This is a genomic window from Halapricum sp. CBA1109, assembly GCF_009741825.1.
GTDB lineage: Archaea > Halobacteriota > Halobacteria > Halobacteriales > Haloarculaceae > Halapricum.
Window position 1 is genome coordinate 22,766 of the sequence record NZ_WPCA01000004.1, and the last position, 26,300, is coordinate 49,065.

23 protein-coding genes and 6 pseudogenes are annotated in these 26,300 nt (G+C 66.3%); 21 read left to right on the forward strand and 8 right to left on the reverse strand.

What is annotated here, in order from left to right; genetic code table 11:
- Positions 1 to 14 precede the first annotated feature (14 nt).
- A complete protein-coding gene (locus GJ629_RS01040; protein ID WP_197428364.1) occupies positions 15 to 1,862 on the reverse strand; it encodes a glucodextranase DOMON-like domain-containing protein in 1,848 nt (615 codons plus the stop codon).
- Between the two features lie 306 nt (positions 1,863 to 2,168).
- Here GJ629_RS01040 and GJ629_RS01045 point away from each other — a divergent pair, with 306 nt between their 5' ends.
- The 3 genes from GJ629_RS01045 to GJ629_RS15925 all read left to right on the forward strand — a co-directional run bounded on the left by GJ629_RS01045 (position 2,169) and on the right by GJ629_RS15925 (position 4,722).
- Complete coding sequence (locus tag GJ629_RS01045; protein WP_157511347.1) at positions 2,169 to 3,539, forward strand: RNA-guided endonuclease TnpB family protein; 1,371 nt, start codon at positions 2,169 to 2,171, stop codon at positions 3,537 to 3,539.
- Between the two features lie 115 nt (positions 3,540 to 3,654).
- The gene (locus GJ629_RS01050; protein WP_157511348.1) at positions 3,655 to 4,170 is read left to right on the forward strand and encodes a helix-turn-helix domain-containing protein; all 516 of its coding nucleotides are present in this window, start codon (positions 3,655 to 3,657) and stop codon (positions 4,168 to 4,170) included.
- A gap of 141 nt (positions 4,171 to 4,311) precedes the next feature.
- The gene (locus GJ629_RS15925) at positions 4,312 to 4,722 is read left to right on the forward strand and encodes a hypothetical protein (RefSeq protein ID WP_231754416.1); all 411 of its coding nucleotides are present in this window, start codon (positions 4,312 to 4,314) and stop codon (positions 4,720 to 4,722) included.
- Positions 4,723 to 4,742: 20 nt separating this feature from the next.
- Here GJ629_RS15925 and GJ629_RS01060 read toward each other — a convergent pair whose 3' ends face one another.
- Both GJ629_RS01060 and GJ629_RS01065 read right to left on the reverse strand, forming a co-directional pair.
- Positions 4,743 to 5,726, reverse strand: coding sequence for a GDP-mannose 4,6-dehydratase (locus GJ629_RS01060; RefSeq protein WP_157511350.1), 984 nt, complete (start codon positions 5,724 to 5,726; stop codon positions 4,743 to 4,745).
- Positions 5,727 to 6,032: 306 nt separating this feature from the next.
- Positions 6,033 to 6,503: a cupin domain-containing protein gene (locus GJ629_RS01065; protein ID WP_157511351.1), complete on the reverse strand. Its 471-nt coding sequence runs from the start codon at positions 6,501 to 6,503 to the stop codon at positions 6,033 to 6,035.
- A gap of 78 nt (positions 6,504 to 6,581) precedes the next feature.
- Here GJ629_RS01065 and aglM point away from each other — a divergent pair.
- The 11 genes and pseudogenes from aglM (at position 6,582) to GJ629_RS01115 (ending at position 17,041) form a co-directional block, all read left to right on the forward strand.
- A pseudogene (aglM, locus tag GJ629_RS01070) lies at positions 6,582 to 7,878 on the forward strand (UDP-glucose 6-dehydrogenase AglM).
- 169 nt (positions 7,879 to 8,047) lie between these two features.
- Complete coding sequence (locus GJ629_RS01075) at positions 8,048 to 9,325, forward strand: hypothetical protein (RefSeq protein ID WP_157511352.1); 1,278 nt, start codon at positions 8,048 to 8,050, stop codon at positions 9,323 to 9,325.
- A gap of 78 nt (positions 9,326 to 9,403) precedes the next feature.
- The gene (locus GJ629_RS01080; RefSeq protein ID WP_157511353.1) at positions 9,404 to 10,438 is read left to right on the forward strand and encodes a HAMP domain-containing sensor histidine kinase; all 1,035 of its coding nucleotides are present in this window, start codon (positions 9,404 to 9,406) and stop codon (positions 10,436 to 10,438) included.
- Positions 10,439 to 10,515: 77 nt separating this feature from the next.
- The gene (locus GJ629_RS01085) at positions 10,516 to 10,899 is read left to right on the forward strand and encodes a helix-turn-helix domain-containing protein (RefSeq protein WP_157511354.1); all 384 of its coding nucleotides are present in this window, start codon (positions 10,516 to 10,518) and stop codon (positions 10,897 to 10,899) included.
- A pseudogene (locus tag GJ629_RS17775) lies at positions 10,892 to 12,138 on the forward strand (M20 family metallopeptidase). Before GJ629_RS01085 ends, GJ629_RS17775 begins: the two are co-directional and overlap by 8 nt.
- Positions 12,139 to 12,220: 82 nt before the next feature.
- Positions 12,221 to 13,363: an NAD(P)/FAD-dependent oxidoreductase gene (locus tag GJ629_RS01095; protein WP_157511355.1), complete on the forward strand. Its 1,143-nt coding sequence runs from the start codon at positions 12,221 to 12,223 to the stop codon at positions 13,361 to 13,363.
- Positions 13,364 to 13,460: 97 nt separating this feature from the next.
- Complete coding sequence (locus GJ629_RS01100; RefSeq protein ID WP_231754417.1) at positions 13,461 to 14,027, forward strand: DUF1641 domain-containing protein; 567 nt, start codon at positions 13,461 to 13,463, stop codon at positions 14,025 to 14,027.
- 141 nt (positions 14,028 to 14,168) lie between these two features.
- Positions 14,169 to 14,822, forward strand: a pseudogene (locus tag GJ629_RS16675) (FAD-dependent oxidoreductase); the annotation flags it as partial.
- Between the two features lie 31 nt (positions 14,823 to 14,853).
- Positions 14,854 to 14,964, forward strand: a pseudogene (locus GJ629_RS17780) (hypothetical protein); the annotation flags it as partial.
- Positions 14,965 to 15,087: 123 nt separating this feature from the next.
- Positions 15,088 to 15,837 carry a rhodanese-like domain-containing protein gene (locus tag GJ629_RS01110; protein WP_231754418.1) on the forward strand — a complete coding sequence of 250 codons (750 nt, stop codon included), beginning with the start codon at positions 15,088 to 15,090 and terminating at the stop codon, positions 15,835 to 15,837.
- Between the two features lie 88 nt (positions 15,838 to 15,925).
- Positions 15,926 to 17,041 carry an aminotransferase class V-fold PLP-dependent enzyme gene (locus GJ629_RS01115; RefSeq protein WP_157511358.1) on the forward strand — a complete coding sequence of 372 codons (1,116 nt, stop codon included), beginning with the start codon at positions 15,926 to 15,928 and terminating at the stop codon, positions 17,039 to 17,041.
- A gap of 59 nt (positions 17,042 to 17,100) precedes the next feature.
- Here GJ629_RS01115 and GJ629_RS01120 read toward each other — a convergent pair whose 3' ends face one another.
- The 3 genes from GJ629_RS01120 to GJ629_RS01130 form a co-directional block, all read right to left on the reverse strand.
- Positions 17,101 to 17,331: a DUF2892 domain-containing protein gene (locus tag GJ629_RS01120; RefSeq protein ID WP_157511359.1), complete on the reverse strand. Its 231-nt coding sequence runs from the start codon at positions 17,329 to 17,331 to the stop codon at positions 17,101 to 17,103.
- Positions 17,332 to 17,494: 163 nt separating this feature from the next.
- Positions 17,495 to 18,070: a DsrE/DsrF/DrsH-like family protein gene (locus GJ629_RS01125; RefSeq protein ID WP_157511360.1), complete on the reverse strand. Its 576-nt coding sequence runs from the start codon at positions 18,068 to 18,070 to the stop codon at positions 17,495 to 17,497.
- 2 nt (positions 18,071 to 18,072) lie between these two features.
- On the reverse strand, positions 18,073 to 18,318 hold the full coding sequence (locus GJ629_RS01130) for a sulfurtransferase TusA family protein (protein ID WP_157511361.1): 246 nt from the start codon (positions 18,316 to 18,318) through the stop codon (positions 18,073 to 18,075).
- A 248-nt stretch (positions 18,319 to 18,566) separates the two neighbouring features.
- Between GJ629_RS01130 and GJ629_RS01135 the strand changes: the two genes are divergently transcribed.
- The 4 genes and pseudogenes from GJ629_RS01135 to GJ629_RS01150 all read left to right on the forward strand — a co-directional run bounded on the left by GJ629_RS01135 (position 18,567) and on the right by GJ629_RS01150 (position 21,901).
- A complete protein-coding gene (locus GJ629_RS01135) occupies positions 18,567 to 19,760 on the forward strand; it encodes an MBL fold metallo-hydrolase (protein WP_157511362.1) in 1,194 nt (397 codons plus the stop codon).
- An 8-nt stretch (positions 19,761 to 19,768) separates the two neighbouring features.
- Positions 19,769 to 20,260, forward strand: a complete 492-nt coding sequence (locus GJ629_RS01140) for a YeeE/YedE family protein (protein ID WP_157511363.1) — start codon at positions 19,769 to 19,771, stop codon at positions 20,258 to 20,260.
- Positions 20,260 to 20,709 (forward strand): annotated as a pseudogene (locus tag GJ629_RS01145) (DUF6691 family protein); the annotation flags it as partial. The gene GJ629_RS01140 and the pseudogene GJ629_RS01145, both read left to right, overlap by 1 nt.
- Positions 20,710 to 20,729: 20 nt before the next feature.
- Positions 20,730 to 21,901: pseudogene (locus GJ629_RS01150) on the forward strand (inorganic phosphate transporter).
- Positions 21,902 to 21,908: 7 nt separating this feature from the next.
- On the opposite strand, the gene GJ629_RS01155 reads toward GJ629_RS01150, so the two are convergent.
- Complete coding sequence (locus GJ629_RS01155) at positions 21,909 to 22,748, reverse strand: universal stress protein (RefSeq protein ID WP_157511364.1); 840 nt, start codon at positions 22,746 to 22,748, stop codon at positions 21,909 to 21,911.
- A gap of 312 nt (positions 22,749 to 23,060) precedes the next feature.
- Between GJ629_RS01155 and GJ629_RS15930 the strand changes: the two genes are divergently transcribed.
- The 3 genes from GJ629_RS15930 to GJ629_RS01165 all read left to right on the forward strand — a co-directional run bounded on the left by GJ629_RS15930 (position 23,061) and on the right by GJ629_RS01165 (position 24,714).
- Positions 23,061 to 23,210: a hypothetical protein gene (locus GJ629_RS15930; protein WP_197428366.1), complete on the forward strand. Its 150-nt coding sequence runs from the start codon at positions 23,061 to 23,063 to the stop codon at positions 23,208 to 23,210.
- Position 23,211: 1 nt separating this feature from the next.
- Positions 23,212 to 24,246, forward strand: a complete 1,035-nt coding sequence (locus tag GJ629_RS01160) for a sulfite exporter TauE/SafE family protein (protein ID WP_157511365.1) — start codon at positions 23,212 to 23,214, stop codon at positions 24,244 to 24,246.
- Between the two features lie 66 nt (positions 24,247 to 24,312).
- Positions 24,313 to 24,714 carry a helix-turn-helix domain-containing protein gene (locus GJ629_RS01165; protein WP_157511370.1) on the forward strand — a complete coding sequence of 134 codons (402 nt, stop codon included), beginning with the start codon at positions 24,313 to 24,315 and terminating at the stop codon, positions 24,712 to 24,714.
- Positions 24,715 to 24,824: 110 nt separating this feature from the next.
- Here GJ629_RS01165 and GJ629_RS01170 read toward each other — a convergent pair.
- Positions 24,825 to 26,300, reverse strand: a 1,476-nt coding sequence (locus GJ629_RS01170; RefSeq protein WP_157511366.1) for a PQQ-binding-like beta-propeller repeat protein, incomplete at its 5' end; no start/stop codon positions are given.

Genomic DNA, 26,300 nt, shown 5'->3' on the forward strand with positions numbered 1-26,300 from the left:
CTCGTTGTACAACTTCAGTGCGTCGAAGAGTGTTCCCGTCTCTCCCTCGCCGTCGAAATTGAACAGGGCTGGATTGTCCTGTACCGCCGGGCTATCCCGGGCGTTGTAGTACTCCAGTACGTCGAAGAGGCCCTGTTCCCCGTCGCCGTCGATGTCCTCGTAGAGCCCGTCTCGGTCGGGGTCGCGCGCGGGCTGACCGCCCCCGACGGCGGGACCCTCCGCTGCATCGAACAGTGCGTCACCGACGGTGAACAGTGGCACGGTCGCGGGTTCGTCCTCGGTGTAGTCGAGCGCGTCGTACTGGTCGAGGACGCCTTCGGGGTCGAGCATATCGAAGGCTTTGGGACTGTTCGGGACGGGGTTGTCCCCCAGTCCGATCTGGTAGGCATCGGCCTCGGGACCGGCGTAGTTCCGGATATCGCCGGTACCGAAGCGTCCTGGGAGAACACGAACAGTCCGATCTTCTTCGCTTCGATATCGCCACCACCGAGGGCGTGCTTGGAGACGGTGAAAGAAATCGTGCTATCCTCCGCACTGGCACTCGCTGAGATTCCGCCCTCTTCCCTGCTGGCGAGGACTTCGGGGTCGCCCAGTTCGTCGTCGAACGCGCCGGCATCCGAAGAGGCGTCCTCGACGACTTGGTCGTAGCCTGTGACGTGGACGAGGTAGTGCCACGGTTCCGCGAATGTGAGGCCCGACCCCGGACGCCCCTGCGTCGAGGTGGGGACCTCGTCGCCGGCGCTCGGGTCGTGCACGTACAGTTGCAGGGTCTGGACGGCGAACCCATCGTCGAACTGGTAGATGTTCTCGACGGGGCCGGCGATGCCGACCTCGAACGTCCAGACGTCGTCCTCCTCGTAGACACGGACCCTCGTGATGTCGTAGGCGCCGTCTGTAAATTCCTCAGCCGTCGGATACTGGTACCCGCCCGGCCCGTCGTCGTCACCGACCGAATCGGGTATCATCCCGACGGAGGTCACCAAGCTCTCACCGATGGTAAACAGTGGCACGGTCGCGGGTTCGTCCTCGGTGTAGTCGAGTGCCTCGGACTGGCTGACGGTGCCCTCGGGGTCGAGCATATCGAACGCCTTGGGGCTGTTCCGGGCGGGGTTGTCCCCCAGTCCGGTCCGGTACAGATCGGCCTCTTCACCGACGTTGGTTCGGATTTCGCTGGGGGTGAAACCGTCCAAAGAGAACACGAACAGCCCGGCCTCCTTCTCTCGAATGTCGCCGCCACCGAGGGCGTCTTTGGAGACAGTGAACGAGATCGTACTACCCTCCGAACTAGCACTCGCGGAGATGCCGCCGTCCTCGTCGCTGGCGAGGACTTCGGGGTCGCCCAGTTCGTCGTCGAACGCACCGGCATCCGAAGAGGCGTCCTCAACGACCTGGCCGGTGCCCGTGACGTGGGCGACGTAGTGCCACGGTTGCGCGAAGGTGAGGCCCGACCCGGGACGGCCCTGGGTCGATGCGGGGACCTCGTCGCCGGCGTCCGGGTCCCGGATATACAGCTCGATGACTTGGACGCCGAATCCGGTCTCGAAAAGGTAGGTGTTCTCGACGGGACCGGCGATGCCAACCTCGAACGTCCAGGCGTCGCCCTCGTCGTAGATGGTGGCCTCGGTCATATCGTAGACGCCGTCTTTGAACTCCTCAGCCGTTGGATACTGGTACCCGCCCGGTCCGTCGTCGTCACCGACCGGATCGGGCACGGTCCCGAGACGCCGTCTGTCGGTACTCCGTGCCGACCCCGACCGGTCACGCTGTGTCGTCGCTGTTCCACTGTGTGACCCCATCCCGGCCACAGCAGCGACGGGCATCGCCCTGAGGATGTCACGCCGCTGTACCCCCCATTCTGTCATATATTGGGCCACAGTCACGACCCAAAAAAAGATGCTGGTCCTGACTATCACACTCATTGACTCCTCAGCGAGGACTGATCGGTGATGGATCAAATTAGGGGCCTCGTTGCCTGAAACTGGGTCTGTTTCACCAATTCGAGGCGGAGGCCCCACCCTCAAGGAGCGCAGGGCTTCCGATGCTCAATCGCAAGCACAAGCGAGTAGGGTGGGGAGGAAGCCGACACCTCGCCGAAAAAACCACAGTTCATATCTAGTCCTGACACCCCCACCACAGCCTTTACAATCTATCTAACCGACATACTGTGTATGGTGGAAGCGAATCGAACTGTAGTGATTCCCCTCAAGATTCCAGAAGGATCACGCTCCGACTTCCACCAAACTATCCTGCCGTATGCCTACTGCCAGCAGGAAGCTGTCGACCACTGCTGGCCAGACACACCGACACGGCCCGACGATCTGCAAACCAGCAAGCGGGATGCCGAAAGCGCACTCTATGACCGTCTTCGAGAGGACACCGACGAACTGCTGAATGCGAACCTCGTCCAGAAAGCCATCAAAGACGCCACCGCTGCTATCGGTTCGTGCAAGACCAGTTGGGAAAACGGCGACCGTATCAGTAAACCCGACTTCTACGACCGAGAGCTACCCGGCTACACGATGACCTACGACAAAAGGGCTGCCACATATAGCCGGTACGAGGCGACGTTCTCGACACTCACCGGCACTGTAACCTGCCGGTACGAACTGCCAGCAGAGATCGAAGGAACGCCGTATGGCGAGTACGTGCTCGACAGGCGGTGGTCGTTCTCCACGAGCAAACTGGTCTTCGATGGAGAGCAGTTCTGGCTCCATGCGGTGATGCAACGCCGGTTCGGAGACGACCCTGTGTACGCACCTACGTCGGACGATTCAGGCTCAGACACGCACGAGGACACTCATCGTGTTCTTGGCGTGGACTTGAATGTCGATGGGGCAACTGCGGTGACTTCGACTGGCCAGTTCTACGGCAACGCCGATGCACTCAACGCCTACCGCACTGAGCAAGAACAGCTGCGCGGCGAACTTCAGCAAACAGGGACGCGAAGTGCCCACCTCCGGTTCCAACAGCGTCGTGGCGTCGAGTGGCGATACTACGACCAGTACGCCCACCACGTCGCCAACTCCATCAAACAAGAAGCACTCCGTGTTCGCGCCACTCACGTCGCCTTCGAAGAGTTGACGCGGATTCGCAAGCGCATCTCGAATCTACCCAAGTTCCAGCACTGGCTGTTCAACAAAGTCCAGATGTACACCGCGTACAAGCTGGAGCGGTACGGTGTGACTGTCGAGACGATCAACCCAGCCGACACGAGTCGGGCATGTAGCCGCACAGATTGTGACTGTGTGGACGAAGACAACCGTGACGGCAAGCACTTCGAGTGTCTGGCGTGTGGCTACACGGTCAATGCAGACTACAATGCAGCCAAAAACATCGGATTCCGGTATCTCAGTGACAACCTTTCCAACCCGGCGGGCCGCACGCGTTCGTCCGGGCAGGCCACGAGTCAACTGGCCTTGGTGTCGGGGACACTCTCACCAATCGGCGATTTTGCCGAGCATGAGTGGGTGTCCACCGACAAGCCCCACCCTCAACAAGCGAGTGAGTCGTCAGACTCCGAGCGCAGTAGGGTGGGGTAGTTGACTCGTTTGCGTTTGGCGCAGTTTGGTCTCGTATCGCAGTTTTCCTTCACTATCGCGTGATCAGTTCCTCGTGCGAAGGCTTATTGCAATTTGCACGTAATCAGCAAGTACGATGGCTACCAGCGACGCAAACAGCGCTACACCACTCGATACCGGTGGTGAGGCGTTCGAACTCCTCAGGAATGCCCGCAAAGCGTGGATCTACACGTATATCCGCCACCACCCGTCGTCGACGATAAAAGAGGTCGTCGAGACGTTGGAGGTGCCACAGCGGACGGTCTACGAATACGTGGACGATCTTGAGGCCGCTGGGTTCATCGAACAGTCCAACGATGGCCGGCCCGCGGCGTATCGGGCTCACCACATCGACCTACAGTTGATAGACGGGAACACCGAACGCCGAATAACGCCGGAGTTGGTCGAAGCTATCGCCCGCCGTACGCACGATGGGGACATCGACACCTACGTCGACCGGCACGGACTGGACGGGTTAGCGGTCGCCCTCGACTACGCCCGGGAGTATGTCGACGGGTCTGTCACTCACCGCATTATGGCCCGCGAGCAAGACGTTTCGCCGCTCGAAGCGGGAATCGTCTTGGACGCACTTCGGCCCGTCGTCGAGGACTGATCGGCGATGGACCGTGACAGCGTCGTCGTCTTTCTCGATTCGTCGGTCCTGATTAGCTGTGGGCGGCGGGAGAGTACGCGTTTCCGGGCACTCGCCCGTGAGGCTCGACAGCGGGACAGTGTCTTTCGCATCTCGCCACAGGTGTACGCCGAAGTGACTGGGGACTCGGATACTGATGCATATTCGACGGGTAATGCCCCTGTCGAGGAGGCGATTCAGGAGGGGTGGCTGAAAGTTACAGAGAGCCCGTCCTATTCTGACCCATCCATCTCGAATGTGATGGATCAAGCGCGGAACTTCATCGCGAGTGCTACCGACCGCTCGGTGGATATCGTCGAAAAGGCCGACACTGAGACGGTCGGTCTCGCACTCGAAACGCTGGTCGACGGTACAGCCGACCGGGTCGTCGTCGTCACGAACGACGTTCCGCTCGGCGAAGCGGCGGTATCACTGCTTGCACAACACGGGGTCGACGACGACCAAATCAGGTGGCTGACGGGCGGGGAACTCGCCGACGAACTCGCTGAGGATTTTGTCCCCGAGTTCGACTGAAACCGTCTCCCGAGTTCGATTCACTCCCCACGAACCAGCGGTTCGTACCACTCTTGATTTTCGCGGTACCACTCGACGAACTCCGCGACGCCTTCCTCGATAGTCCGGGTGGGTTCGTAACCGAGCAGTTCGCCCGCCTTCTCGACGCTGGCGTGGGTGTGCTCGGCGTCGATGTCGTACCCCGTCGTGTAGATCAGATCCAGTTCCGGTGCCATCGCGTCCCGGACCGTCTCGGCCAGTTCCTCGATGGAGATGGTGCCGCCGCTCCCGACGTTCATCGTCTCGCCGTCGGCGGCGTCGCTCTCTAGCAGCGTTCGGTTGACCGAGACGATGTCCTCGACGAAGGTGAAATCGCGCGTCTTCGAGCCGTCGCCGTAGATTTCCGGTGGCTCGCCGTTGGCACACCGGGAGACGAAGTTCGAGATGGCCATCCCGGGGCGCATCCGCGGGCCGTAGACGGTGAAGTACCGCAGGGCGACGATGGGCAGGTTGTAGCGGTCGGCGTAGACCATCCCGTAGCGCTCGGCGGCCAGTTTCGACGCGCCGTAGGGGCTGACGGGTTTGGTCGGATGGGCCTCGTCGTAGGGCAGGTACTGGGCCGTGCCGTAGACCGACGAGGAACTGGCCAGCACGACCCGCCGGAGGTCGGTCCCGCGGGCGGCGTCGAGGACGTTCAACGTCCCGTCGACGTTCACCTCGTGGTACTTCCGCGGGTCGATGTCGGCCCGGACGCCCGCCTGGGCGGCGTGGTGGGAGACGACGTCGGTACTCGTGACCAACTCGGCCACCAACTCAGCGTCCCGGACGTCACCCTCGACCAACCGGTACGAACCGTCGCCGTCGGCCGCGGCCGCACGGCCCGCCTCGACGTTGTGTTCTTTCAGGCGTACGTCGTAGTAGGGGTCGAAGTTGTCCAACACGACCACGTCGTGGCCGTCCCGGACGAACCGTTCGGCGAGGTGACCGCCGATGAACCCCGCGCCGCCAGTGACGAGCACGTCCATATCTCCACGCAGACGACACCAGTATAAATATCGTGGTGGCTCCGGACGCCGCCATCCCGTCGACACTGTCGGTGCGAGCCGACCGCAAAAACTGTCGAAAGTGGGTGGTGTGGGTGCAGGAGCATACCACCGGTTGTGTGTGAATGTCGGGTGGGGGGTGTGCTGGTGCAACCAGGCGACTGGCTGCACGCTATCGGAGTGCCGCCGATGGCATATATTTATGCAAATACTCTGTGTATTGTAGTACGTTTCTACACGAAATCCTTCCCCCCGCTGCCGACACGTTCGACGCCCGACTGCGGCCCCTCAGGCCTCGACTTCCGTGCCGCACTCGGGGCAGACCATCCCCGGTTCGCCGTCGATCAGCGTGAACTCCAGATAGTCGCTGTCGCCACAGTTCCGACACGGGGCCGCGACCCGGACGTCGGTCGACCCCTGTGGCGCACCCAGCGCCAGCGCCCGGAGTCGCTCGTCGGACTCGTTTCGGCCCTGTTGGTACTCGCCCGCTCCGAAGCGGACCAACTCTCCTTCGCTGACGGTGACCGTCTCGCTCTCGGCGTCCAACGCCGGCTTTGTCTCGAAGGTCGCCTCGCCCTCGAGTATCAGGAACGCTTCCTCCTGGTCGAGGTGGGCGTGCAATCCGTCGGTGAACGCCTCGCCGGGGTCGAGGACGTAGTAGTTCATTGCGAACTCCGAGGCCTCAAGCGGCCCTGAGACGCTCTGTCGCTCCTGTTCGGCGGCGTCCGCGGTCATCCCGTCGAGATCGACTGTCTCCATACGTCCCCTCTCGGCGCTCGTGGACAAAAGGGCACTGCCGACCCCAATATTCAAGCCCGAACCCGGCTACCCCCGCATATGGAGATCAGCGTACTCGGGAGCGGCTACGTCGGGACGACGCTGTCGGCCTGTCTCGCGGATCTGGGCCACGACGTAACGGCGGTCGATGTCGACCCCGACGTCGTAGACGCCATCAACGCCGGCGAGTCGCCGATACACGAACCCGGACTGGACGAGTTGATCGAAGCCCACGCCGGGGACGCCCTGATCGCGACGACGGAGTACGCCGCCGTCCCCGAGACGGACGTGACATTTCTGGCGCTTGCGACTCCCTCGAAGTCGGACGGCTCCATCGACACCTCCATCGTCGAGTCGGCGGCAGCGGACCTCGGCGCGGCCCTCGGCGACGCCGACGGGGCACAGCCACACCCGGTCGTCGTCAAGAGCACGGTGATTCCGGGGACGACGGAGGACGTCATCGCCCCGGAGATAGCGGCGGCCGCCGACCGTCCGGTCGAGGCAATCGTCGAGATGGGGATGAACCCCGAGTTCCTCCGGGAGGGGACGGCCGTCGAGGACTTCACCGACCCCGACAAGGTGGTTCTCGGAGCCGAGGGCGAGCGCGTCCACGCGACCTCCGGGAGGTGTACGCGCCGCTGTTCGAGCGCGTCGACACCGACGTCGTCGAGACGGGAATCCGGGAGGCCGAAGCGATCAAGTACGCCAACAACGCCCTGTTGGCGACGAAGATCAGCGCGATGAACGACATCGGGAACGTCTGCAAGGAGTACGGTGTCGACGCCTACGAGGTAGCCGACGCCGTCGGCCTCGACCACCGGATTCAGCGGGCGTTTCTCGACAGCGGGGTCGGCTTCGGTGGTTCGTGTTTCCCGAAAGATGTCGCCGCCCTCGCCGCGGCGGGCCGGGCCGCCGACTACGACCCGTCGCTCCTCGACGCGGTGCTCGAAGTCAACGACAAACAGCCCCGGCGGTTGCTCGAACTGCTGGACGATCACACCGATGTCACCGGTGAACGCGTGGCGGTCCTCGGCCTCGCGTTCAAACCCGGGACCGACGACGTCCGCAACTCCCGGGCCATCCCCGTCGTCGAGGGCCTGCAGGACCGCGGTGCGGACGTGGTGGGCTACGACCCCGTCGCGGCCGACGAGATGCGCGAGCGCTTCCCCGATATCGAGTACGCCGACTCGGCGGCGGGCGCCTCGAAGACGCAGCCGCGGCGTTGGTCGTCACCGACTGGGACGAGTTCGCGGCCCTCGATTCGGCGTTCGACCGAATGGCCGACCCAATCGTCCTCGACGGCCGTCACATCGTCGAGCGTCGGGAGGGTATCGTCTACGAAGGGCTGACGTGGTAGGCAGCACGGCCCCGCCGAGCGGTGTTCGTCCGTAACCGGGTGACCGCACGCTCCGCGAACGACCAAGTGTCCGGCGGCCGGACGTTCGGTCGTCTATGCCCCGCCGCTCTCGCCCTGTCCCTCGGCCCATCGCTCTCCCGACCGCACCGCCCCTGAACCGAGGTGTGCGATGACCGACGAGGCGTTCCGCTATCCCAACCGCGGCGAGGACGCCGACGACCGGGTCTCCCGTCGCCTCCTCCTCGCGGGGTCGGCCGCCGCGGGCGTGACCGCGACGGCGGGGTGTTCCGGCGACGGAAGCGGAGTCACGACCGACGGTCCGCCGGCCGAAGTCACCGACCGCGACACCGTCTTCGTGTTCAACACCGGCGAGGGGACGGTGAGCATCGTCGACACCGGCGACGGGGCGGTCGTCGACACTGTCGACCTCGGGGCCTCCTCGTCGTTCCCCTCGAACCAGTATCTCCCGGGGCTGACCGACTCCGCGCGGGACCCGCTGTGGCTGAACGTCGGCCGGGGCGTCCGGGCGCTTGCGGTCGGGACTCTCTCGGAGGTCGCCGCCGTCGACACTGGGTCCGGCGCGAACTGGCAGGAACTCACGCCCGACGGCGAGTCGCTGGTCGTCTCCGCCCGGGAACCGGCACACACCCAGTACCTGATCGACGCCGACCGCGACTCGGACTCCTTCGGCAGCGTCACGGCCGAGCTAGACCGGACGGACGAGGGCGGCCGCGGCGATATCGACGGCCCCGGTCCCTGTGACGTGACGGTCCACCCCGACGGCCGGTTCGCGTACGTTCCGGACCTCTACGGCGACACCCTGACCGTCCTCGACCTCGAGGAGTTCGGCGCCCACGAACAGGTCGACGTGCCGCCGGTCGTCGCCGACGCCGCCGCGCCGTGGATGGGCACCGTCGCGCCGGACGGCGACACGCTGCTGGTCGAACACGACGAGGGCGCTGACGGGACCGAGAGCGTCTGGGACACGAGCGATCCGGGCGCTCCCGAAGAGGTCGTCCGTCTGACGGCCGAGGACGGGATGGGCCGGCGACCGCTGACCAGCGAGGTCGGCCCGGACTCGGCGACGGGGTACGTCTTCACGCCCGGGAGCGAGGACGTGACGGTACTCGACCTCGCGGCCGGCGAGGTCAGCGGCCGAATCGACCTCGGCGGGGAAGCCTTCGTCGGGACGTGGGACCCCGACCACGAACGGCTCTACGTCCCGGTTCAGACCGCCGACGAGGTGGCCGTCATCGACCACGACGAAGGCGCCGTCGTCGACCGTATCCCGGTCGGGAGCGCGCCCTACGGCGCGACGGCGGCGACGGTCCGGCCGGCCGAAGGCTCCGTGGGAGACCGGTCGGCGGACCGGCGCCTCTACCGGGAGCTATCGGGCGAGGGGACGACCTACTGCATCGGCAACTGCGCCTGCGGCCACCAACTGTGATTTCGGCGGCATATGACAACGGAACGTCTGTATACGGCAACTAAAAGCTAATTCACTACGTATAATCACACGAACGGTATGGACTCGGACCGAACGCTACTAGATCGGTCACTCGACGCCCTCGACGACATCTTCTACGTGTACGACGACCGCGCGCGTCTCGTCTACTGGAACCAGCGCCTGAACGACCTGTTCGCCCTCGACGACGCGGACCTGTACGGAATGGCCGCCGACGAGTTCTTCGTCGAGGCCGACCGGCCGGTAGTCGCGGCCGCTGTCGCGGAGTTGTTCGACGAGGGCGAGACGGTCGTCGAGGTCCGCGCGGAGACGACCGAGGGCCGGCGGCGCCTCCAGTTGACCGGCCGTCGGTTGACCGACGACGACGGGGCTATCCTCGGGTTCGCGGGAATCGGTCGTGACGTCACCGAGGCGCGCGCCGCCGAGCAGCGCCTCGAACGGCAGAACGAGCGCCTCGACGAGTTCGTCGGCGTCGTCTCCCACGACCTCCGAAGCCCGCTGGGCGTCCTCGACGGCGCGCTGGCGCTGGCCGAGGAGACCGGCGACCCGGCCGCCTTCGAGCGCGCCCGCCACGCCGCCGAACGGATGGAGGCGCTTATCGACGACCTGCTGGCGTTGGCCCGCAAGGGCGAGTGGGTCGAGAACGTCCGTCCGGTCGCGCTCGACACGCTCGCTCGCTCCTGCTGGACCGCTCTCGACACCGAAGACGGGCGCCTCGTCGTCGACACCGACCGGGCGATTATGGCCGACGCGAACCGCCTCTACCAACTGTTCGAGAACCTCTACCGCAACGCCGTCGTCCACGGCCGCGGCGAGGACCGGCCACTGACTGTCACGGTCGGGACAGTCGACGACGGCTTCTTCGTCGCCGACACCGGCCCCGGCATCCCCGATTCCGCTCGCACCCGGGTGTTCGAGACGGGGTACACCACCGACGACGCCGGCACCGGGTTCGGCCTGACCATCGTCGACCAGATAGCCAAAGCCCACGGCTGGGAAGTCAGCGTCACCGACCCCGCGGGCGGCGGTGCTCGATTCGCGTCCGCGGCGTCGAGTTCGTCTGAGGCCATCCCGACGGCTCACACCGTCCGGTAGCGCCGTCTCGGTAGTCTTGTATAATATTGTGCGTTTCAAGAACACTCTTATGGCGCTGGGCGTCGTAGACGGGACGTATGGTCGCTCCAGTGAGCGAGTCCCTGCGACGCGACGTCCGGAGCATCGACCTGCTGGAGTACGTCTACGGCGTCGGGGACCGCGGCAGGGCGGTCTTCTCTCTCGTCGCGGCGTCACCGGAGGCAGTGACGGTGGACGAGGTGGCCGCCAGCCTCGACTGTGACCGCTCGACGGCGTACCGGTCGATACGCCGACTGGTCGAGGCGGACCTACTCGTCCAGACGAAAGTCGACGACGACGGGGGGTACCACTACGTCTACGCGACACGTCCGGCCGAGGAGATAGCGGACGATATGCAGCGCCACCTCAACGACTGGTACGCCCGTGTGCAGGGGCTAGTGCAGTCCTTCGAGGAGTCCTGTGGAGGGACCAGCAGTGCCTGAGGGCCCCGCGGCGTACGTCGCCACCCGCCGCGCGGAACTGGTCGACCGGACACTCGACCTGTTGGCCATCGACACGTCGAACCCGCCCGGTTCGACCGTCGAGATGGCCGACCACGTCGCGGCGTCGCTCTCCTCGCTCGGCGTCGACGTCGAACGCGTCGCGGCCGACCCGGAGAAGCCAAACCTCGTGGCGACGCTCCCGGGCGAGGCCGACCGCACGCTGTTGTTCAACGGCCACTTCGACACGGTGCCCTTCGACGCGGCGGCGTGGTCCCGGGAGCCCTTGGGCGAACGGGTCGACGACCGTATCTACGGCCGGGGCGCGACAGACATGAAGGGGAGTCTCGCCGCGATGCTCCACGCCGTCCGGGCGTTCGTCGAGACGGACACACGGCCGCCGGTCGACCTCGTCGTCGCGTTCGTCAGCGACGAGGAAGTCGGCGGCGACGCCGGCCTCCCGACGCTTCTGGACCGCGGCTATCTCGACGCCGACGCCTGCGTCATCGGCGAACCGACCTGTCGGGAGGGCCGCCACTCGGTCACCGTCGCGACCGGGGGAGCATCTGGCTGACCCTCGCCGCCGAGGGCGTCGCCGCCCACGGGTCGCGGCCGGCCCTCGGCGAGAACGCGATAGACCGACTCTACGGTGCAATACAGACGCTCCGCGAGCGGTTCGGTTCGATCGAACTCGACCTCGACCCCGCGGTCGCCCCCGTCATCGAGGAGTCGGTCGCCTTCTACGAACCGGTGATGGGTGCCGACACCGCCCGCGAACTGTTTCGGTACCCCTCGATCAACCTCGGTACCATCGAGGGCGGCGACGCCATCAACAGCGTCCCCCAGTCCGCGCAGGCAGGAATCGACATCAGACTGACCGCCGGCGTCGAGACGGCGACGGTCCTCAGGGACATCCGGTCCTGCGTCGCTGACTGCCCCGGCATCACCATCACGGACGTCTCCTGGAGCACCGGCACCGCCGAAGCGCCCGACAGTCCGCTGGTCGAGGCCGTCGCGTCGACCGCAGAGAGCGTCTCCGGCGAACGTGTCTACCGCCGGAGCGCGACCGGCGGCGGGGACGCGAAGACGCTCCGAAACGCCGGCGTCCCGACCGTCGAGTTCGCCTTCGGGACCGACACCGTCCACGCCGTCGACGAGTTCACCACGGTCGACGCGCTGGTCGACAACGCCAGTGTGTACGCCGCCCTCCCGGCCGCGTGGGCGGCGACGACCGACGAATAGTCTGTTTTTTCATAATCTTGGAACTGACACACAATATTAGTACCGCGGAGCCGTACGCTTCTATACAGGATGTCGAGAAACTATGACTGAGCACGTCGCTATCGTCGGCGGTGGCACCGGTGGCGTCGTCCTCGCGAACGACCTCGCGGACAGATTGGCGACGGAGATAGACGCCGGTGACGTACGGGTGACGCTGATCAACGACGACCCCGACCACGTCTACAAACCCGTCTGGCTGTACGTTCCCTTCGGACAGCGCGAACCGGCGGACGGCCGACGGCCGCTGTCGGAACTCGTCGACGACCGCGTCGACCTCCGTATCGACCGCGTCACCGGTATCGACACGGACGACCAGCGACTGACTTATCGGGACGAGGTGCGCTCGGAGAGCTACGACACCCTCGTGCTGGCGACGGGGTCGACGCTCGACCCCGAGGGAATCCCCGGACTGGCGGCGGGCGGCCACGACTACTACAGCGAGTCGGGCGCGACGGCGCTCCGGGAGGAACTGCTCTCGTTCACCGAGGGACGGATCGTCCTGAGCGTCGCCGGGATGCCGCATATGTGCCCGGCGGCCCCGCTCGAGTTCGTCTTCATGGTCGACGACTGGTTCCGCGAGCGCGGGTTGCGCTCTGACGTCGACATCGCCTACACATACCCGGTCCCGCGGGTCCACAAGAACCCCCACATCGCCGAGTGGGCGCGCCCGCGGATGGACGACCGCGACATAGAGGTAGTGACGGACTTCGAGGTGGCGTCCGTCGATCCGGACGCACAGACGGTCACCTCGGCGTCGGGGGACGAACAGGCGTACGACCTCCTCGTCGGCGTCCCGCCCCACAGCGGCGTCGACCTGATAGCGGAGGCCGGCCTCGGTGACGGCTGGGTCGACGTGGACAAACACACGCTCGAAGCCACGGCCGCCGACGACGTCTACGCCATCGGCGACACGGCCGCGACGGGCGTCCCCAACGCCGGCAGCGTCGCCCACTATCAGGCCGGCGTCGTCGGCCAGCGGATAGCAAGCGACCTCAGGGACAGACCCGCGACGGCGACCTACGACGGGAAGACGCTGTGTTTCATCGAGACTGGGATGGACGCCGCCTCCTACGTCGAGTTCGACTACGAACGGCCGCCGTCGCCGGCCGCCCCCTCCCAGAAGCTCCACTGGTCGAAACTGGGGTACAACGAGTCCTACTGGCTCACCGCACGGGGGTTGCTCTGACGATGGCCGCCGACGCAGAGAGCGAACTGTCCGCGGCGATAGCGAGAACCCCGAGGCCGTCGCGTCGTTCGTCCGCCGCCTCGACGGGGTCAACGAGTTGCTGGACGTCCTCGAACTCGGAGAGGACGCGATGACCGACGAGATGGCGCGGGACGTGGCGGGGACCACGGCCACGCTGGCGGAGTCGGCCGACGGCCTCGCGACCGACGAGACCGCGGCCCTCGCCGAAACCGTCGGCCAGAACGGCGCGGAACTGGAAAACGCACTTGAGTCGCTGCTGGCGCTCCAGCGGTCGGGAGCGCTGACCGACCTTGTCGAGATAGCCGAGGTTGTGTCCTTGCTCACCGCTGCGCTCGACGACGAGATGGTCCGGTCGCTTGCCGGCACCGGGTCTGGACTCGGTGAACTCGCACAGACCGCCGCCGACGACGATGTCCGGAACGGGCTGGAGACGCTGCTTTCCGGCGTCGGCGCTGTCGACGAGGACACCGGCGACGGCATCGAGACGGTACTGGCCGGCGTCGGGGCCGCCGAGGGCGAACAGGTGGAATCCGCCGGTCTCCTCGACTTGCTCAGGCAGTCCCGCGACCCAGAGGTCAAACGCGGCCTCGGCTACCTGCTGGCCGTCGCGGCCGGTATCGGACAACACACTGCCGAGAACTGACTCGCTCGTGCGTGGCGCCGCACGGGTCGGGGATTCGCGTCGTCGCGACAGCGACCACCCCGAGGCGGTTCACTGCCTCGTTTTCTATACTTGTGGGAAAACTACACAACTAATATTCGTCGCCGAGCCGGTCCACCACGTATGCAACGCCAGTACGTGATCGTGGGCGGCAACGCCGCCGGGATGAGCGCGGCGACGCGGCTCCGACGACTCGACGAGACGGCGACTATCGTCGTCTTCGAACAGGGCGAGCACGTCTCGTACGCGAGCTGTGGGCTCCCCTACCACCTGAGCGGGACGGTCCCGGAGTCGGAGCTCGCGGTGATGGGTGCCGAGCAGCTATCGTCGGCGTTCGATCTCGACATCCGAACCGGAACGGCAGTGACGGACATCGACACGGAGGCACAGGCAGTCGAGGCCGTCTCTTCTGACGGCGACTCGGCCATAGTCGCCTACGACGACCTCGTGCTCGCGACCGGCGCTGCGCCGCTCGTCCCCTCGGCGTTCGACGTCGACGGGCTCGACCACTGTCACACTCTCCGGACAGTTTCCGACGCGACGACGATACGGGACCGCGTCGACGACGACGGACGGGCCCTCGTGGTCGGCGGTGGATACATCGGTCTCGAGGCCGCGGAGAACCTCTCCGAGGCCGGACAGGACGTCGTCGTCGCCGAACTCCGCGACCAGGTGATGCCCGAGACGCTCGGGCCGGAGATGGCCGCTATCGTCGAGTCTCACCTCCGGGAACAGGGCGTGACGCTCCGGCTGGACACGGGAGTCGACTCCCTGTCCGAACCCCGGCGACGGCACCGTCGTCGCGGCGATGGACGACGGCGAGCAGCCGTTCGATACGGTCGTCGTCGCGACCGGCGTCTCGCCCCGGACCGAACTGGCCGAAGCGGCCGGGATCGAGCGCCACGAGAGCGGGGCCGTCGCTGTCGACAGCCGGATGCGAACGTCCGTGCCGTCGATTCACGCTGTCGGGGACGTCGCTGCCCCGCCCGCCGCCTGCGCGGACGGCCGGGCGTGGGTGCCCCTCGGCGGTCCGGCCAATCGGATGGGACGTGTCGCTGCTAACGACGTGGCCGGTCACGACGACGCGCTCGACCCGGTGTTGGACACCGCTATCGCGAAGGTGTTCGACCTCGACGTCGGGACCGTCGGGTACACCGAACACGAACTGCGGACGGAGGGCCGACCCCACGAAGTGGTCTTCACGAGCGAACCCGACCACGCCGGCTACTACCCCGGCGCGACTGACATCCACTTCAAACTCCTGTTCGACCCGGAAGACGGCACCGTTCTCGGCGCTCAGGCCATCGGCAGCGACGGGGTCGACAAGCGTATCGACGTCCTCGCGACGGCAATCGCCCACGACGACACCGTCTTCGACATCCGGGACTTCGATCTGGCGTACGCGCCGCCGTACTCCGCAGCCAAGGATCCGGTCAACGTCCTCGGGATGATCGGCGCGAACGTCGTCGAGGGCGTCGCCGACGTGGTCCACCTCGAGGAGTTCCTCGACCGGTACGCGGAGGCGACCGTCATCGACACGCGGCCGCCGGAGATGCGCGACGCACAGGGCTGGATTCCGGGCGACGAGAACGTCCCTCTGGGGAAACTCCGGGAGTGGGCCGCCGAGACCGACCCCGACGGGGAGGTTCTGACCTACTGTAAGATCGGCAAGAGTTCGTATATGGCCACCCGGATCCTCGCGGAGTACGGCATCGACGCCAAGAGCCTGACCGGCGGTTACTACCGGTACCGCCGGACTGAACGCGAGGCGAACGCGCCGCCGGCCCAGTGACCGGCCCGCCGGGGCCGCGCCGAGACAACGCCGATAGTCTTGTAATAACTACCCAATATTATTGTCCTTCCGCACCGTAGCCAACGGTATGGATTCCCGAGACCTCCGGGCAGACGTCCCGGCGCTACACGACGGCACGTACCTGAACTTCGGCGCGCACGGCCCGAGTCCGAGTACCGTCGTCGGTGCCGCCTACGAGTTCCTCCGACGGCACGAGTACGAGACGCCGGTCGACGGGGGCCCGTACGGCGCCGCCTTCGACGCGTTCGAGGCGACGCGCGAGCGAGTGGCGTCGTTCGTCGGCGCCGACACCGACGAGATAGCCCTCACCGAGAGCACGACGGCGGGCATCAACGCGGTGGCCGGCGCTCTCGACTTCGAATCCGGCGACGTGGTCGTCCGCACGGACCTCGAACACCCGGCGGGGACCCTCCCGTGGCAACGCCTCCGCCAGGAAGGCGTCGAGGTCCGAGTACTCGAGACCGACGGCGGGCGTGTCGACCGCGAGGCGTTCAAATCGGCCGTCGCGGACGCCCGACTCGTCTGTTTCAGCGCGCTCACGTGGACCCACGGAACCGTCCTTCCCGTCGCCGAACTCGTCGATATCGCTCACGAAGCCGGCGCGTTCGCCCTCGTCGACGCCGTCCAAGTCCCCGGTCAGCGCCCGCTCGACGTGACCGACTGGGGGGCCGACGCCGTCGCCGCCGCGGGCCACAAGTGGCTGCTCGGCCTCTGGGGCGGCGGCTTCCTCTACGTCGACGCTGACGCCGCCGCCCGGATGGAACCTCGCACGGTCGGCTACCGGAGCGTCGAGACGCCGACCGCCGACCCCTACACCTTCTCGCCCGGCGCGCGCCGCTTCGAAGTCGGGTCGGCCTCCCCCGCGCCACACGTCGCCCTCCGCGAGGCCATCGACGTCATCGAGTCGGTCGGCGTCGACACTATCCGGGACCGCATCCACACGCTCGCCGGCCGCTTCGCCGACGGCGTCCCCGACGACCGCATCTACGGCCCGGCGACGCCCGAGTCGGGACTGGTCACCGTCGACGTCCCCGACCCCGAGGCGACGGTCGAGCGACTGGCCGATTCGAACGTGATCGTCAGGTCACTGCCCCACCCCGACGGCGTCCGGGCGTCTATCCACGCGGTCAACACGGCCGAGGAGATAGACGAACTGACCGAACTGCTCGCAAAAGAGTGGTGAGCGGGACGGTCACACGGTCGGCGTGACCGCTCCGTACGGTGCGTATCGCTGTCCGTCGACTACCGCGGCCGTTCGTCCATCGAGCAGGTGTCGACTCCCAGCACCGAGTACAGTCCACAGGTCCCCGTCGCCGCCGTCCCGAGCATAATTATCGCGACGACGCCAGCCACCGGGGAGAGCACCATCGGCGCCGGAAGCGCCTCGGCGAGGATGGCCAGCGACACGATTCCCGCGAGCGCACCGACGACCGTTCGGACCTGCTTGTCCGTCGTACCGACGTTCGTTTCCATACTTGACAGTACGGCCCACTCCCATATATTTCTTTGTATTGTAACTACTGTGCAATACGTACGGCCACCGCCACACTCGGTCGTTCTCTGGCCTCTCGGTTTCGGGGCCCCGGGTGAGTCGCGGCCGTCGGAGGGTAGTACTCGTGGCCGGTGGCGGGCGGGCTCAGACGAGCAACTGGATGTCGGCTTCGGCCATGTCTTCCAGCGCCGTCGCGGCCCCGACGCCCGTCTCGACGCCGTCGTAGAAGTTCTCTTCGTCGTAGTCCATCAGGTCGATGGTCATCTGACAGGCCTGAAACTCCACGCCCATATCGAGGCTCGTCTCGATCAGTTCCTCGATGGTCGCGGTGTCGTTGTCCTCGATGCGCCGTTCCATCATCTTCGTCGTCACGCGGTCCATTCCGGGGATGGCCCCGACGACGTTCGGCAGGGGCATGTTGGGGTTGCCCACCGCACTGAGTTTGAGATTTTTCGAGTGTTCCTCGTGGAGGATATCCAGTCCCCAGAAAGTGTGAAACACCGTCACCTCGTAGCCGAACGCGGCCGCCGTGCTGGCGAGAATCAGCGGCGGGTAGGCCATGTCCAGCGTCCCCTTCGTCGCGATGATGCTCATCTTCTTCGTGCCGTCGTCCTCGGTGGCCGCCGCGAGGGACTCCTCGAGTTCCTCGACTCGCGCGGCCAGTTCGGCGCGCGAGGGGGCGTCCCCGGCCGCCGACTCCGCCGGTGTGTCCGTGCTCATCGTCACTCCGTCCTGCGCACGTAGTGTCTGTACACGTCCCCTTCTTCGGCCTGTTCGAGGAGTTCCACGCCGTCCGTGCCGGAGGCCCAGCCCTCGATGTCGCTCATGCTGCCGCTGTCGGTCGCGAGGACCTCCAGCACGTCGCCGACGCCGACGCCGTCTACCGCCTGTTTGGTCTTGACGACCGGCATCGGGCACGATTCACCTTTCACGTCAAGCGTCTCCGTGATGTCGAATGCGTCACTCATGGGTTGTCCGCTCCCTCGTCTGTATTGGAGCTAATGCACAATACCGGGCCCACCGGTAAAAGAATGTTGGTTCGTGTGGTCACTACAAACTACTCTCAACTCCATCCCAACAGCTCGGGCTGTTTAAGAGTAGTTCTGGAGCCGTTGCACCGCTATTACCTCTCTACTCTTGCCGTCTGTATTGTGGATAAATTGAATTTCTATGCAAACCCTTTAGTGTCTCTACCCGGTACGGGTGAGTGAACCAGATGAACCCCGAAGACTTCCCGACTCCCGACGTCGAAGTGGAGTCGACCGAACCGGCACAGCTGAAAGACAGCATCGACGAGGGCGAGGCGGTCACGCTGCTCGACGTCCGGATGGAATCGGAGTACGAGACGTGGCACATCGACGGCGACGGCGTCGAATCGATCAACGTCCCGTACTTCCACTTCCTCGACGAGGAGGTCGAGTCGGACGTGCTGGAACAGATTCCCGAGGACCGCGAGATCACCGTCGTCTGTGCGAAAGGCGGCGCCAGCGACTTCGTTGGCGGCACCCTCGCCGAGTTGGGCTACGACGTGGACCACCTCGAAGACGGGATGAACGGCTGGGCGAGCATCTACGAGGCCGTCGAGGTCACCGGCTACGACGGTGCCGGCACCCTGCTGCAGTACCAGCGCCCCTCTTCAGGGTGTCTCGGATACCTCCTGTACGACGACGGCGAGGCCGCCGTGATCGACCCGCTCCGGGCGTTCACCGACCGCTATCTCGACGACGCGGCCGACCTCGGCGTCGACCTGCAGTACGCCATCGACACGCACGTCCACGCCGACCACATCTCGGGGGTCCGAGAGCTCCACGACGCCGGCGTCGAGGGCGTCGTCCCCGCCGCCGCCGTCGACCGCGGGCTGACCTACGCCGACGAACTGACGACCGCCGCCGACGGCGATACGTTCGACGTCGGCGACGCCACCATCGAAGCCGTCCACACGCCCGGGCACACGACCGGGATGACGTCGTACCTCCTGGACGGGAGCCTGCTGGCGACCGGCGACGGACTGTTTGTCGAGAGCGTCGCGCGGCCGGATTTAGAGGAGGGCGACGAGGGCGCGCCCGACGCCGCCCGGATGCTCTACGAGACCCTCCAAGAGCGCATCCTCACCTTCGACGACGACGTCCTGATCGGCGGAGCCCACTACAGCGACGCGGCCGTCCCGGCGGCCGACGGCACCTACACCGCGCCGCTGGGGGACCTCCGCGAGGAGATGGACGCGCTGGGAATGGACGAGGACGACTTCGTCGAGGAGATCCTCGCGGATATGCCGCCCCGGCCGGCCAACTACGAGGAGATAATCGAGACGAACCTCGGCCAACACAGCGTCGACGACGAGGAAGCCTTCACACTCGAACTCGGCCCGAACAACTGCGCCGCGAGTCAGGACTCGCTCGCGGGTGACTGATCGGACCGATGGTCGCTGATCCACTCCCGCTGACACTGGCCGCCGATCTCTTCCCCAACGGGATCAGTCGCTACGCCGTCGGCGGCCTGTTCGTCGGCCTCGGGGCCGCGGTCATCTTCCTCGGGACGGCGATAAACGCCGGCGCGAGCACGTTCTTAGAGTCGACGCTGACGTACGTCTCGGGGGTGTCCCACTTCCAGCAGTACATCACGTCCCGGGACTGGCGTATCGTGTTCACGCTCGGTATCGTCCTCGGGGCGGCCGTCTACGCCGTGGTCTTTCAGGGCGGCGCGTGGACGACCGACGTACAGCCGTGGCGGCTCCTCGTCGGCGGCGTCCTCGTCGGCGTCGGGACCCGCGTCGGGAAGGGCTGTACCTCCGGCCACGGGGTCTGTGGCGTCGGCTCGGCCTCGAAGACGTCGCTGGTCGGTGTCGCCACCTTCCTCGCGGTGGCCATCGGGACGGCCCAACTGGTCGCGGCGCTGGGGGTGAGCCCCTGATGGCCTCCACGGAGCGCCACCCGCTGTTCGTCCCGCTAGTCCTCTTCGGCGGTCTGCTGTTCGGTTTCGGACTGGCTTACAGCGGGATGGCCCGGCCGGAAGTCGTGCTCGATTTCCTCCAGTTCGAGGACTTCGGGCTGGTGTTCGTGATGTTCGGCGGCGCGGCCGTCACGGGACTGACGTACCTCCTCGCGCCGCGGCTGTTCGGGCGCGCGCCGCTGACCGGCGACCGGTTCCAGCGCCGCCTGAAGTCCTTCGACCGGAACGTCCTCCTCGGCGGGGCAATATTCGGTGGCGGCTGGGGTCTCTCGGGCATCTGTCCCGGGGCCGCCTACGCCAGTTTCGGCGTCGGCAACGTCGCCGTCCTCTGGGCCATCGCCGGGATGTTCCTCGGCGCGTACCTCCAGGGCTACTGGCGGAGCCAGAGTGCCGACGCGACCCCGTCGCCGCCGGTGCCGACTGACCACAGATGGAACTCACACTCCTCGGACTCTTCGTCGTCGCCGGAGCCGCCAGTCTATTTATGGCGTGGGTCATCGGTGCCGGGTCAAGCGGTGCGACGCCGTTCGCGCCGGCCGTCGGTGCCAACGCCGTCTCGACGATGCGGGCGGCGCTCGTCGTCGGCGTCCTCGGCTTCGCGGGCGCGGTGACACAGGGCGGGAACGTCTCCGAAGCCGTCGGCAGCGGCCTGATCGGCGGTGTCTCCCTCCCCGCGACCGGCGTGATAACCGTCCTGCTCATCGGCGCGGGGCTGATGGCGGTCGGTATCAAGACCGGCTACCCCATCGCGACGGCGTTCACCGTCACCGGTGCCGTCGTCGGCGTCGGCCTCGCGCTGGGCGGGACGCCCGTCTGGTCGAAGTACGCGCAGGTCGGCACCGTCTGGGTCCTCACGCCGTTCGTCGGCGGTGGTATCGCCTACGGTATCGCCAGCGTCCTCCCGCGGTCAACGGTCCCTGAACACCGTAGCGTCCCGGTTCTCGCCGCTCTCGTCGGGGCCGTCCTCGCCAACGTGGCGTTCGTCGGCCTCGGCCCGGGCGGTGCGCCGGGGTCGCTCGCCGGGTTTGCCGGCCGTCTCGTCGGCGTTCCGGGCTTCCTCGTCCCGGCCGCGAGTACGCTGTTGGTTGCCACGGCCGTCGCTGCGCTCGTCTCGTGGGACATCCGGCGGGACGAGGCCGGTGGCTCCGGCGTGTCCTGCTGGCGATGGGATCGCTCGTGGCCTTCTCCGCCGGCGGGAGTCAGGTCGGCCTCGCCGTCGGCCCCCTGCTCCCGTTGGTCGAGGGAATCCTGCCTGTCGTCGCCGTCCTCGCCGGCGGTGGCGTCGGTATCCTCGTCGGCTCTTGGACCGGGGCCCCGCGGATGATCAAGTCCCTGTCACAGGACTACTCCTCGCTTGGCCCACGGCGCTCCATCGCGGCGCTAGTCCCCTCGTTTCTCATCGCGCAACTCGCCGTCTTTTGGGGCGTGCCGGTCTCGTTCAACGAGATCGTCGTCAGCGCCATCATCGGCAGCGGCGTGGCCGTCGGCGGGAGCGACGCCGTCAGCGCCCGGAAGATAGGCCTCACCGTCGGCGCGTGGGCGGGGTCGCTCGTCCTCGCGCTCGCGCTCGGGTACGTCCTCGCGTGCTGTCTCCCGATGTGACGGGGATTCAGGCGCTCCGGGGCGGCGGCACGAGGAAGACGTTCCCGCGAGCCTCCGCGACGACTTCCTCGGAGACGCTCCCGAGCAACAGCCGCCTGAGACGGCTCCGTCCGCGGGACCCGACCAGCGTCGTCGTCGGCTGGAACTCCGCCTCGGCGTCGAGGATACTCGCGGCCGGGTCGCCTCGGCGCACCTCGACCGAGGCGTCGACGTCCCACTGTGCCAGCGTGTCGGCCAGCTCCCGGAGCCGCGACTCGGGGTCGCCGTCGACGTCTGGCTCCTTGGGCGAGCGGACGTGGACGAGCCTGGCCGTCTGGGTCGCGTGTCTGAGATACGAGAACGCGTCGAACGCACGCTCGGCGTTCTCCGAGAAGTCCGTGGCGAACAGGACACGCTGAAACAGGTGCTCGGCCAGTACGTCCGGCTGTTCGGCCTCGCGCTCGACGCGGTTGACCAACAGCGGGACGACCGTCGTCCGGGCGAGGTTCCGCGCCGTCGACCCGATGACCCTGTTTGCCAGCGGGCTCTGCCCGCGGGACCCGACGATAGTCATATCGGCCGTGACCGCGTCGGCGATGCCGTTGATCCGTCGGTAGGGCGTCCCCCGGACGACGTGTGTCTCGACGCCGAACCCGGCCGACTCCATCACGCCGCGGTAGCGGTCCAACGCCCGTCTGCGACGCCCCTCGAAGTCCATCCCCGGCATCCCCGAGTGGACGTTCGACGGGACGACAGTCACCAGATGGATCTCCTCGACACCGATGCGGTCGAGACACTCCAGACAGGTCTCGTTCTCGATGGCCGCCTCGCTCGCCGCCGAGAGGTCGGTCGCGTACACTGCTCGCATACCAGTCTGTTCGCACCCAGTATATAATATTGTTTTGATTGGACAATATAATTGGCTTCGAGCCGCCACGGCCCCCGACACTGAGTGCGTCCTCGCCCTCGTCGACCGCCCTTCTGAACGGGAGAATATCGCCGATAAGGGCGCTATATTTGCATACGTTACGAGTGTATCCGGGTGGGATAGCTCGTGTATACGGCTCTGTAATATTGCTCGCTACGTTCAAAACCGTTATTACCCTCTGTCGACTACAGTGAGCCGAGATCGAAAAAGTATGATCGAGACATTGCTGCCCAAGACTCGAGGTGTATCGCGATGATCGGCGGTGAGGCTGTTCCGCCGACGGTCGAGGCGGCGCTTCTGATCGGCGTCGTACTGCTCGAAGCAATCGTCCTCTACGTCGGGTACGGGCTGGCAGAACGCCTGTTCGGCGACCGTATCGTCGACCGCATCACGAACGCCTGATATGGACGTCTTTGGTCTCAGCCTCGGACTGCTCGTGCTGTTCGTCGGGTTCGGGTTGCTCATCGGTGTCCTGTTCGGCTTCTTCGGGATGGGCGGGTCCTTCCTCGTCACGCCCGCGCTCATCGTGATGGGCTACCCGACCCGCGTCGCCGTCGGGAGCGGTCTGGCGTTCGTCTTCGGCACGTCCGTCATCGCCACGCTGAAACACCGCGACCTGGGACAGGTCGACTACAAACTCGGGCTGTTGATGATCGTCGGGACGACACTCGGCATCGAAGTCGGCAAGGAGATGGTCATCTATTTGGAGGAACTCGGCCTCGCCGGGAGCGTCATCAGCGTCACCTACGTCTTCCTGCTGGGCGGTATCGGGCTGTTCGTCACCTACAATGCCGTCACCGGTAGCTCCGGCGGTGGCGTCGACCACGACGCCGCGGCCGCCGACGGAGACGAGGACATCCCCGACATCGCCAAGACCATCCAGTCTTACCGCGTCCCGCCGATGATGTCCCTGCGGGGCGGTATCACGGTTTCGCTGTGGATGATCCTCTCCGTCGCGTTCGCGACCGGCCTCCTCTCGGGGCTGCTCGGCGTGGGCGGCGGCTTCATCAGGATGCCCGCACTGTTCTATCTCATCGGCGTCCCCGTCCCCGTCGCGGTCGGGACGGACCTCTTCGAGATCGTCTTCTCCGGCGGTATCGGGAGCTTCCTCTACGCGATGGACGGCGGCGTCAACCTCGGAATCGTCCTCCCGTTGCTCGCCGGGAGCGCCTTCGGTGCACGCTTGGGCTCTGCCGCGACGAGCATCGTCGACGAGGACGAGATCAAGGTGTACTTCGGGCTGATGTTGCTGGGCGGGTCGCTGGCGGTCGCCATCCGTGAGATCGGTTCCGTCTACGATATCCCGGTCTTCGACACAGTCAGCCTCCTGTTGATCCTCGGGTCGGCGCTGCTGGTCAGCGGGGCCGTCGTCTACAGCAGTGTCACCGCTCTCCGAGCGGAGGCGTCCGCGTCGACCCCCTCTGTCGAGCACAGATAGCGCGGGATTGTGTCATCCATACACGAATCTTTTTGTCCGTCGGGCGCGTACGTGTCCCCGATACCAATGCCGGACTCGATGACCGAACAACTCCAGCAGGATATGGTCTGTGAGGGGTTGCTGGAGTGTTTCCACGGCCTCAAACAGCTCGACAAGGAGATATTCAAGACACTCGTAGACGCCGAGGACCCGCTCACCGTCGACGAGATAGCGGCGGCCGTCGACCGCGAACGCTCGACGGCCTACCGGGCGGTCCAGCGCCTCCTGCAGGCCGGGTTCATCCAGAAAGAACAGGTCAACTACGATCAGGGCGGCTACTACCACGTCTACAAACCGACCGACCCTTCGAAGATAGCCGACGATATGCAGCGGCTTCTCAACGACTGGTACGCCAAGATGGGGCAACTCATCCAGGAGTTCGAGCGCAAGTACGAGGAGACCGAGGCCGCCCCCTCCGCCGAGAGCTGACCCCCCGTCTCTCGCTGTATTGTAATCAATATACAATATGGTCGGCCTCACTGGCGTCTCCTGCCGGAGCGTCGCCGGATCTGTTCGTTTCCGAGTGACGAGAGCCGCCGCTAGCCGCCCGTCAACGCCCGGAAGCGTCCGTCCATAAACCCGTAGAAGACGTAGCCGTCGACGGCGACTGGTGACGCGGCCACGTCGTCGCCGAACTCCGACCCGAGCCGGAAGTACTCCGTCCCGTCCGCGGCGTCCAGCGCGTAGATGTTGTTGTCGTAGCTCCCGACGTACACCGTCCCGCCGGCGACGGTGGGGGAGCCGGTCACGTCGTTTTGCATCCCGTCCTCGTTGAGGTGTCTGCGCCACTCTCTGGTCCCGTCGGCGGCCGAGATGGCGTGGAGCCCGTTGTTGTACGACCCGACGTAGACGGTGCCGTTCGCCACCGCCGTCGAGGAGTAGACGTCGTCGGAGACACCCTCGCTGATGAACGGGTCCTGACCCGTGCTGTAGGTCCACTCCTCCTCGCCGCTTGCGGCGTCGACGGCGTACACTTGGTTGCCGCTGGTCGCGACGTAGACAGTGCCGTTGAGGACAGACGGCGCGGCGACCCAGTCGTCGCCGGTGTCGTACGTCCACTGCTCGGCCCCGCCGTCGGTCGACAGGGCGTGGAGCGTGCCCACCTTCGTCGGGACGTACAGCGTCCCGTCGACCAGCGCCGGGGCCGCCGGCACCCCGTTCTCGTGCTGTTCGCCGTCGACCGGGGCCTCCCACACCTTCTCGCCGCTGGCGGCGTCCAGCGCGATCAGCTTGTTGTCCGGCGTCCCGACGTAGGTGACGCCGTCTGCGACGACCGGCGGACACCGCAGGTCGGGGTAGGTCTCGACCTCGTACTGCCACCGTTCGGTGCCCGACTCGGCGTCGACGGCGTAGACGCGCCCGCCCTGTGTGGAGGCGTACACCGTGCCGTCCACGACGGTCGGGGTGGTGTCGACGCGCCCGACGGTGTCGAACCCCCAGTCCGAGGACGCCGTGGCGACGTCGATAGCCCGGAGGCGACCCCCGCCGACGTAGACGGTCCCGTCGACGACGGCCGGTCCCGCGGGGAGTTCCTCGCCCAGTGTCCGCCCCCAATCGATACGGATTCCGGACTCCGGGTGGGGGTCGTCGGTCCCTCTGAGCGGGTCCTCATCGGGAGCGTGCCCGGTGTTGGCGAGGTCGTACTGAAACATCGGCGCGCCGCCGACGTCCGTCCCGTCCGCGGACCCGCCGTCGGGATCCCCCGATCCGCCGTCGTCCGGCGTCGACGCCGTCGGCTCGTCCGTCTCCGTGTCCGACCCGGAGTTCCCGGAGATGTCGTTGACAGAGTGGTCGGGCGGTTCGAACCCGTCGTCGCCTGCTAACTGCTCGCGGAGGTACCACCCGCCGGTACCGAGGCCGCCCAGAAGTCCCACCGCGAGCACCGCCCGGCGGGTGCGGTGGGATCCGTCGGCTGCATCGCCTTTGTCGTCGCCGGAATCCGCGGCACCACTCTCGCCACCGCTGTCGTCCGGTTCCGTGGAAAAGCTCTCGTTACCGTCGCCCGACAGCGCCCC